At 59.0% G+C, this 8,687-nt stretch carries 7 protein-coding genes; all 7 read right to left on the reverse strand.

The window, feature by feature from the left end; translation table 11 throughout:
* Positions 1–104: 104 nt before the first annotated feature.
* The gene (locus ACQKQA_RS28695; protein ID WP_016703952.1) at positions 105–512 is read right to left on the reverse strand and encodes a F0F1 ATP synthase subunit I; all 408 of its coding nucleotides are present in this window, start codon (positions 510–512) and stop codon (positions 105–107) included.
* Between the two features lie 148 nt (positions 513–660).
* Positions 661–1,533, reverse strand: a complete 873-nt coding sequence (locus ACQKQA_RS28700; RefSeq protein ID WP_427564581.1) for a ParB/RepB/Spo0J family partition protein — start codon at positions 1,531–1,533, stop codon at positions 661–663.
* A 9-nt stretch (positions 1,534–1,542) separates the two neighbouring features.
* Complete coding sequence (locus tag ACQKQA_RS28705; protein ID WP_427564582.1) at positions 1,543–2,340, reverse strand: ParA family protein; 798 nt, start codon at positions 2,338–2,340, stop codon at positions 1,543–1,545.
* Between the two features lie 18 nt (positions 2,341–2,358).
* Entirely contained in the window at positions 2,359–3,003 is a 645-nt protein-coding gene (gene rsmG / locus ACQKQA_RS28710; protein ID WP_427564583.1) for a 16S rRNA (guanine(527)-N(7))-methyltransferase RsmG, read from the reverse strand.
* A complete protein-coding gene (gene mnmG, locus ACQKQA_RS28715; protein ID WP_427564584.1) occupies positions 3,000–4,892 on the reverse strand; it encodes a tRNA uridine-5-carboxymethylaminomethyl(34) synthesis enzyme MnmG in 1,893 nt (630 codons plus the stop codon). Before mnmG ends, rsmG begins: the two co-directional genes overlap by 4 nt.
* Before the next feature lie 574 nt (positions 4,893–5,466).
* The gene (gene mnmE / locus ACQKQA_RS28720) at positions 5,467–6,837 is read right to left on the reverse strand and encodes a tRNA uridine-5-carboxymethylaminomethyl(34) synthesis GTPase MnmE (RefSeq protein ID WP_427564585.1); all 1,371 of its coding nucleotides are present in this window, start codon (positions 6,835–6,837) and stop codon (positions 5,467–5,469) included.
* A gap of 79 nt (positions 6,838–6,916) precedes the next feature.
* Entirely contained in the window at positions 6,917–8,599 is a 1,683-nt protein-coding gene (yidC, locus tag ACQKQA_RS28725; protein ID WP_427564586.1) for a membrane protein insertase YidC, read from the reverse strand.
* Between the last annotated feature and the right edge of the window lie 88 nt (positions 8,600–8,687).

Consider the following 8,687-nt stretch of genomic DNA (forward strand, 5'->3'; position numbering starts at 1 on the left):
GACAGGCGCGGCCAGAACGCCGCCGCGGCACTGAGCAGGGAACCGGCGGCGAGCAACTGGCGGCGCAGCGGATCGGACGGCTCGTCGTTATTGGCTCAAACGCCCTAAGGTCTCGAAAGTCTTGTTCTCATAAGCAGGGGAGCGAACCAGCTGACCAGTTGGGTCAACACGAAGACGCCGAATACAGCCAGCGGCGCCAATGGCTTCACACCTGCAAACGTCAATGCAAAAAGCACTGCCGTCAAAATCAGTTTGCCCGCCTCGCCGGCATAAAAAGACCGGACGATGGCTTGAGCTGCTCGGGCGCCGGAAAACCGAAATGCCCTGTGAGCGAAATACACGTTGGGGAGCAAGGCTATCAGTCCCCCGCAAAGGCCTGAGTATCCGGCTACGACTCCATGCCATTGCCAGAGCGCCAGGGCGGCCAGCAATAAAACGACCAATTGAGCCAATAAAACCGGGAAAACCGCCAAGCGATGGAACGGCAAGCGGTTTGGCGTGCGGGTTTCCATCACTCTTGCTCCTCATGGGTCGGCAGCCAGAATTCAATAACTTGGCATAATTTGTGCCGACAAAATGCGCGCAGAGTATAGGGGCGGTTCAGCCCCTATTCAACTGCCGGGTAGTGATTTCCGACTGCGCGCTACATAAGGAAATGTTTCAGCGGATGTGTGCGAGAACGCCTTGAAGCTCATCCAGGGAGTTATACCCAATGACCAGCTGACCTTTCCCTTTCTTCCCGTGACGAATCTGCACCGCAGAGCCTAGGCGTTCGGCCAGGCGTTGCTCCAGACGGGCGATATCCGGGTCGGGTTTGACCGGTTCGGCAGGCTGCTGCTTACCACTCAACCACTGGCGAACCAGGGCTTCGGTTTGGCGTACGGTGAGACCCCGTGCGACAACGTGTCGCGCCCCTTCAACCTGTTGATTATCCGGCAAACCCAGCAATGCACGGGCATGCCCCATTTCCAGGTCGCCGTGGGACAGCATGGTCTTGATCACTTCAGGCAAAGCGATCAGACGCAGCAAGTTGGCAACAGTGACGCGGGACTTACCCACAGCCTCGGCAACCTGCTGCTGAGTCAGCTGGAATTCCTGCTGCAGGCGCTGCAGGGCAATCGCTTCCTCGATGGGATTGAGATCTTCGCGCTGAATGTTCTCGATCAGCGCCATGGCGATGGCGGTTTCGTCCGGCACATCGCGGACCATGGCCGGGATGGTTTCCTGCCCCGCCTGCTGGCTGGCGCGCCAGCGGCGCTCACCGGCGATGATTTCAAACCGGCCGGAACCGATCGAGCGCACCACGATCGGCTGCATCACGCCCTGGGTCCTGATCGAGCTCGCCAGTTCTTCCAGCGCCTGTGGGTCCATGTCCCGGCGTGGCTGGTACTTGCCGCGCTGGATCAGGTCCAGCGGCAAATGCTGCAATTCGCGGGCATCAGCTTGAATCGCTTGTTCTTCCAGTGCGCTGACAGTCGGACCACTCAACAGTGCATCCAGTCCACGTCCGAGACCTCGTTTCTTGACGGCCATGGGGATTCCTTAAGTTGGCTGGGCAGCGGCTGCGCGTGAATTTTTACGTTGCCGGCGAACCATCTCGCCCGCGAGGGCCAGGTAAGCAATGGCCCCGCGGGACTGCTTGTCGTAGGCCAACGCCGGCATGCCGTAACTCGGAGCTTCCGCCAGACGGATGTTGCGAGGGATCACTGTGTCGTACAACTGATCGCCGAAGTGTTCCTTGAGCTGCGCGGAAACATCGTTCATCAGGCTCAGGCGCGGGTCGAACATGGTCCGCAGCAGGCCTTCGACCTTGAGGTTCGGGTTCAGCAATTCGGAGATGCGCTTGATGTTATCCACAAGGTCGCTCAAGCCTTCGAGGGCGTAGTACTCGCACTGCATGGGGATAATCACCCCATCGGCGGCGACCAGGGCGTTGAGGGTGAGCATCGACAGCGACGGCGGGCAGTCGATCAGAATGTAATCGTAGTTTTCCCGGATCGGCGCCAGGGCGCTGCGCAGACGGCTTTCCTTCATCTGCATTTCCAGCAGGACGACTTCGGCCGCGGTCAGGTCGCGGTTCGCCGGCAGCAGTTGATAACCGCCGTGCTCGGAGTAGTGCATGGCCTGGGCCAGATCGCATTCACCGATCAACAGGTCGTAGACCGAATTTTCCAGGCTGTGTTTATCCACACCGCTACCCATGGTGGCGTTGCCCTGTGGATCAAGATCGATCAACAGCACCCGGCGCTTGGTAGCAACCAGCGATGCTGCGAGGTTGATGCAGGTGGTGGTCTTGCCCACACCACCTTTCTGGTTCGCTATCGCGAATACCTTAGCCATTCTTGCTTGTGTTCCCAATCATGCCGTGCGGCGCAGTATCAGCAGATGGCGTTGGCCTTGGCAACCGGGTACGGCCAGGGCGTGTTCGCTATCGAGGTGGAAGTCTGCCGGCAATGCTACCAGCTCATCGGCGGGATGAACGCCCTTCATTGCCAGCCAGCGTGTATCGCGATCGCCTAGGTGGCGAGTCCAGTTGCTGAAGTTCTCCATGCTGCTGAACGCCCGGGAAATGATCCCGTTGAACGGCTGCTGCGGCTGGAAGGCTTCGACGCGACTGTGGATAACTTGCAGGTTATCCAGTTTCAGTTCGAGTTTGACCTGGGTCAGGAAGCGGGTTTTCTTGCCGTTGCTGTCCAGGCAGGTCACTTGCGAGTCCGGAAACAGGATAGCCAACGGAATACCGGGCATCCCGCCGCCGCTGCCGACGTCCAGCCAGCGGCCGTTTTCGATGAACGACATCACGCTCAGGCTATCGAGCAGGTGACGCGAGACCATTTCGTCCGGATCGCGCACGGCGGTCAGGTTGTAGGCCTTGTTCCATTTGATCAACAGGGCCAGATAACCCAGCAGCGAATGGTGCTGGGCTTCTGTCAGGTTGACACCGAGTTGGCGAGCACCTGTGGATAACTCTTCGGCATGTTGCGAGGTGACCTGCGAACTCAAGCGCTTTGCTCCAACTGACGGCCCGCGCCGCGTTTTTTCAAGTGAATCATCAACAGGGAAATCGCCGCCGGCGTTACCCCTGGAATCCGCGAAGCCTGGCCCAGGGTTTCAGGACGCGTGGCGCCGAGCTTGCTCTGGATCTCTTTCGAGAGGCCGGAGATGGTGCTGTAGTCGATATCCACAGGCAGCCTGGTGTCTTCGCTGGCCCGCAGACGAGCGATTTCGTCCTGCTGGCGATCGATATAACCGGCGTACTTGGTCTTGATCTCGACCTGCTCGGCGACCTGTGGATCTTCCGCGCCCTGCCCGGTCACTTCGACCAGACCAGCGTAGTCGATTTCCGGACGGCTAAGCAGATTCAGCAAGTTGTACTCATGGGTCAGCGGCGTGCCGAACTTTTCGGCGATCGCATCCCCCTGCGCGGTACCCGGGCGAACCCAGGTGCTCTTCAGGCGCTGCTCTTCCAGGGCAATGCCTTCGCGCTTCTTGCAGAACGCAGCCCAACGGACATCGTCGACCAGACCCAGTTCCCGACCTTTTTCGGTCAGACGCAGGTCGGCGTTGTCTTCGCGCAGGATCAGGCGGTATTCGGCGCGGGAAGTGAACATCCGATACGGTTCCTGGGTACCCAGGGTAATCAGGTCGTCGACCAACACACCGATGTAGGCCTCATCGCGACGCGGGCACCAGCTGTCTTTGCCTTGCGCGCGCAATGCGGCGTTGGCACCGGCGAGCAAACCTTGGGCGCCGGCTTCTTCGTAACCGGTGGTGCCGTTGATCTGGCCAGCGAAGAACAGACCGCCAATCACTTTGGTTTCCAGGCTGTACTTCAGGTCGCGGGGATCGAAATAGTCGTACTCGATGGCATAGCCGGGACGCACGATATGGGCGTTTTCCATGCCGCGGATCGATTGCACGATCTGCAGCTGCACATCGAACGGCAAGGATGTGGATATCCCGTTCGGATACAGCTCATTCGTGGTCAGGCCTTCCGGCTCGATGAAGACCTGATGGCTTTCCTTGTCGGCGAAGCGATGGATCTTGTCTTCGATCGACGGGCAGTAACGCGGGCCGATGCCTTCGATCACCCCTGAATACATCGGCGAACGATCCAGGTTGGACGCGATGATTTCGTGGGTACGAGCGTTGGTGTGGGTAATCCAGCAACTGACCTGCTGCGGATGCTGCTCTTTTGAGCCCAGGAACGACATCACCGGAATCGGTGTATCGCCCGGTTGTTCGGTCATCACCGAGAAATCCACAGAGCGTGCGTCGATGCGTGGCGGTGTACCGGTTTTCAGACGGCCAACCCGCAGCGGCAGTTCGCGTAGGCGCTGGGCCAGGGCGATCGAGGGAGGATCGCCGGCGCGGCCGCCGGAGTAGTTCTGCATGCCGATGTGGATAAGTCCACCGAGGAAGGTACCGGTGGTCAACACCACGGATTCGGCGAAGAAACGCAGGCCCATCTGGGTCACTACGCCGCGAACCTGGTCCTGCTCGACGATCAGGTCATCCGCTGCCTGCTGAAATATCCACAGGTTCGGCTGGTTTTCCAGGATTTCGCGGACAGCGGCCTTGTACAAGGCGCGGTCGGCCTGGGCGCGAGTAGCGCGTACGGCCGGGCCTTTGCGGCTGTTCAACACACGAAACTGAATACCACCTTTATCGGTAGCCATGGCCATCGCGCCGCCGAGGGCATCGATTTCTTTGACCAGATGGCTTTTACCGATCCCGCCAATCGCGGGGTTGCAGCTCATCGCTCCGAGGGTTTCCACGTTATGCGTCAGCAACAGGGTTTTTGCCCCCATGCGTGCTGATGCAAGTGCTGCCTCGGTACCGGCATGACCGCCGCCGATGACGATCACTTCAAAACGGGAAGGGAAATCCACCACGCACCTCGTGCCTGCTTATATGGGTAAAAAAAGGATGGGTTCTTGGGCTAACGGACAAGTATAGGGTCTTAGCCCTTCCTAAAGAACCCTTTGCACAAAATTTAACCAGCTTGTGGATGACTCGCGGACAAAAGAAATTAAAAAGAAAGAAATTTATAAAATCTTTGTTTTTATGTTTATTCTTAGGCCCCGGCCTATCTGTGGATAGATTGATACAGGCCTTTATTTTCAATATGTACAGAGATTTAAAAGTCTGTGGTTAGCTGGCAAGGAGGCCCTTGGATAACCGGTGTAAGCCTGTGGATTAAAGTGGCGCTTATCCACAGAGGAGGTTTTCCTCACCTTTGAGGCCCTGTTATCAACCGAGCCTGAGGGCAGTTATTCACAGGGCTTAATCCACAGAAAATGACCACTGGTAGCCAAATACCGGGCACAGGAAAGCCACCGAAGCGCTCGATGGCGCTCGGCAAACTGAAAAGTGCTGGGGAATTGCACAGATTGCAGGAGCGGCTTTACCCGTAATGGCTACGGAATGCAGCCAGAGCAAGCTCGCTCCTGCAGAGGGATAGGGTTATTTACCGATGCAGAAGCTGGAGAAGATCCGACCCAGCAGGTCGTCCGAGCTGAAAGCGCCGGTAATTTCCCCCAGGGATTGCTGAGCCTGGCGCAGATCTTCGGCCAACAACTCGCCAGCACCGGCCAGGGTCAATTGCGAACGACCATGTTCCAGGGCGGCACTGGCATGCTGCAGCGCCTCCAGGTGACGCCGGCGCGCACTGAAGCTGCTTTCGGAAGTCTGTTCGTAGCCCATGCAAGCCTTGAGGTGCTCGCGCAGCAACTCCAGGCCCTCGCCTCCGGCCTTGGCACTCAGGCTGATAGTGACGTGGCCGTCGGCGCTGACTTCCAGGCCTATCGCTTCGGTTGTCAGGTCGGCCTTGTTGCGGATCAGGGTGACTTTCGCCGGATCCGGGCGCTGTTCCAGGAATTCCGGCCACAAGGCGAAGGGGTCCTGCGCCTCCGGTGCCGTGGCGTCGACCACCAGCAACACACGATCGGCCTCGCCGATGGCCTTGAGGGCCCGTTCCACACCGATCTTTTCCACATGGTCGTCGGTATCGCGCAGGCCTGCGGTATCCACAACGTGCAGGGGCATGCCATCGATGTGGATATGTTCGCGCAGCACGTCCCGGGTGGTGCCGGCGATATCGGTGACAATCGCCGCCTCGCGTCCGGCCAGGGCATTGAGCAGGCTGGATTTGCCGGCATTCGGCCGGCCAGCGATGACCACCGTCATGCCGTCACGCAGCAAGGCACCCTGCCCGGCTTCACGGACCACGGTGGATAACTCGTCGCGCACCGCGTCGAGCATCTGCAGGACGCGGCCATCGGCCAGGAAGTCGATTTCTTCCTCGGGGAAATCGATGGCCGCCTCGACGTAGATGCGCAGTGCAATCAGTTGCTCGGTCAGGTTATGCACACGCTTGGAAAACGCCCCCTGCAAGGAACGCAACGCATTGCGCGCGGCCTGGGCAGAACTGGCTTCGATCAGGTCGGCAATGGCTTCGGCCTGGGCCAGGTCGAGTTTGTCGTTGAGGAACGCGCGCTCGCTAAATTCCCCTGGCCGGGCCAGGCGGCACCCCAGCTGCAGGCAACGCTGCAGCAACATGTCCAGGACGATCGGGCCGCCGTGGCCCTGAAGTTCCAGCACGTCTTCGCCGGTAAAGGAGTTCGGCCCTGGGAAATACAGGGCAATGCCTTCATCCAGGACCTCGTCCCGATCGCTGAAGAACGGTCCGTAATGGGCGTAACGCGGTTTCAGCTCGCGGCCGCTGATGGCCTTGGCGGCGACGCTGGCCAGCGGTCCGGAAATCCGTACGATGCCCACGCCACCACGACCCTGGGCGGTGGCTACGGCTGCGATGGTTTCACGAGGGACATTCATAACCCACTCCAGACATAAAAAAGACAGACAGCAAAACGCCCCACTAGGGGGCGTCTTGAGTGGTTATCCACAGAGTAGGTCAGGCAGCTGCTTTCTTGGTAGCTGCTTCGATCTTCCGGGTGATGTACCACTGTTGTGCGATCGACAGGCAGTTGTTCACAACCCAGTACAGCACCAGACCAGCCGGGAACCACAGGAAGAAGAAGGTGAAGATGATTGGCATCATTTTCATCACCTTGGCCTGCATCGGGTCCGGTGGAGTCGGGTTCAGCTGCTGCTGGATGAACATGGTGGCGCCCATGATGATCGGCAGGATGAAGAACGGATCCTTGATCGACAGGTCGGTAATCCACAGCATGAACGGCGCCTGGCGCATTTCGACGCTTTCCAGGAGTACCCAGTACAAGGACAGGAACACCGGCATCTGCACGAGGATTGGCAAGCAACCACCCAGCGGATTGATCTTCTCCTTCTTGTACAGCTCCATCATGGCTTGCGACATTTTCTGCCGATCGTCGCCGAACTGTTCTTTCAGAGCCGCCAGTTTCGGTGCCACTGCACGCATGCGCGCCATGGATTTGTAGCTGGCCGCCGACAGTGGGAAGAAGATCCCCTTGATCAGCATGGTCAGGAAGATGATCGACCAGCCCCAGTTACCGACAATGCTGTGGATATGTTGCAGCAGCCAGAAGATCGGCTGGGCGATGAACCACAGAATGCCGTAGTCGACAGTCAGTTCCAGGCCTGGGGACAACTCTTTCAGCACGGCCTGGCTTTTCGGACCGGCGTACAGAACAGCGCTGGTTTCGACCTTGGCGCCCGGTGCTGCAGCCAGCGCAGGGCCGGTGTAGCCGATAATGTAGTTGCCTTTGCTGTCTTTACGGGTCTGGACGATGTTGTTTTCGCCCTTGGCCGGAATCCACGCGGTCACGAAGTAGTGTTGCAGCCAGGCAACCCAGCCACCGCTGACGTTTTCCTTCAACGGGCCCTTGTCCATGTCCTTCATGGACACTTTTTTGTACGGCTCGGAACTTGTCCACAGGGCAGCGCCCAGGTAAGTCGCGGTGCCAGTAGCGGTGGTGGACGAAGGATCGGCGCTGGCGTCGCGCTTCAACTGCGCGAACATGGCACCGGACCAGGGCTGAGCGCTCTGGTTGTCGATCACGTAGGAAACAGTCACGTCGTACAGGCCACGTTTCAGGGTGAAACGCTTGATGTAGTTGACGCCGTCCTTGCTGAACTTCAGGTCGACGACCAATTGGTCCTGACCGTCAGCCAGTTGATAAACCTTCTTCTCCGAGGAGTAGACCGGGCGACCGGCCGGGTTGGCGTCCGGACCATTGGTACCGATCAACCCGCTCTGAGCCAGATAAACCCGCTCGCCGCCGTTATCGAACAGCTGGAACGGAACGTCCGGACGATCCTGACGACGTGGATACTTAGGCAAGGTCAGCTGAGCAACATCGCCACCCTGTGGATCGATCGCCAGATCGAGCACGTCGGTTTTGATCTGGATCAGATCCTTGCTGACAGCCACCGGTGCTTCGGCGGGTGCGCTGGTATCGCTTGCGGCACGCGGAATGTCGTCACTGGCGGAAGCGTTATTGCCAGTCGCGGTGTCCGGCAGGCCCGGTGCGGTCGTACTGGAAGCAACATTCTGAGTCGGCAGGGCAGCCTGGCCATAGTCCTGGTTCCATTTAAGGACCATGACGTAGGACACGATTGCCAGGGCGACGATCAGGATCGTGCGTTTGATATCCATGATTGGCGATCTGGATCGCCGCCAGGCCGACGCTGCTCGACGCGGCGGTGATCAGCACGAATTCCCCCGGTTGCAGGGCCGCCACGTG

The sequence above is a fragment of the Pseudomonas sp. NPDC089530 genome (assembly GCF_050280705.1).
GTDB lineage: Bacteria > Pseudomonadota > Gammaproteobacteria > Pseudomonadales > Pseudomonadaceae > Aquipseudomonas.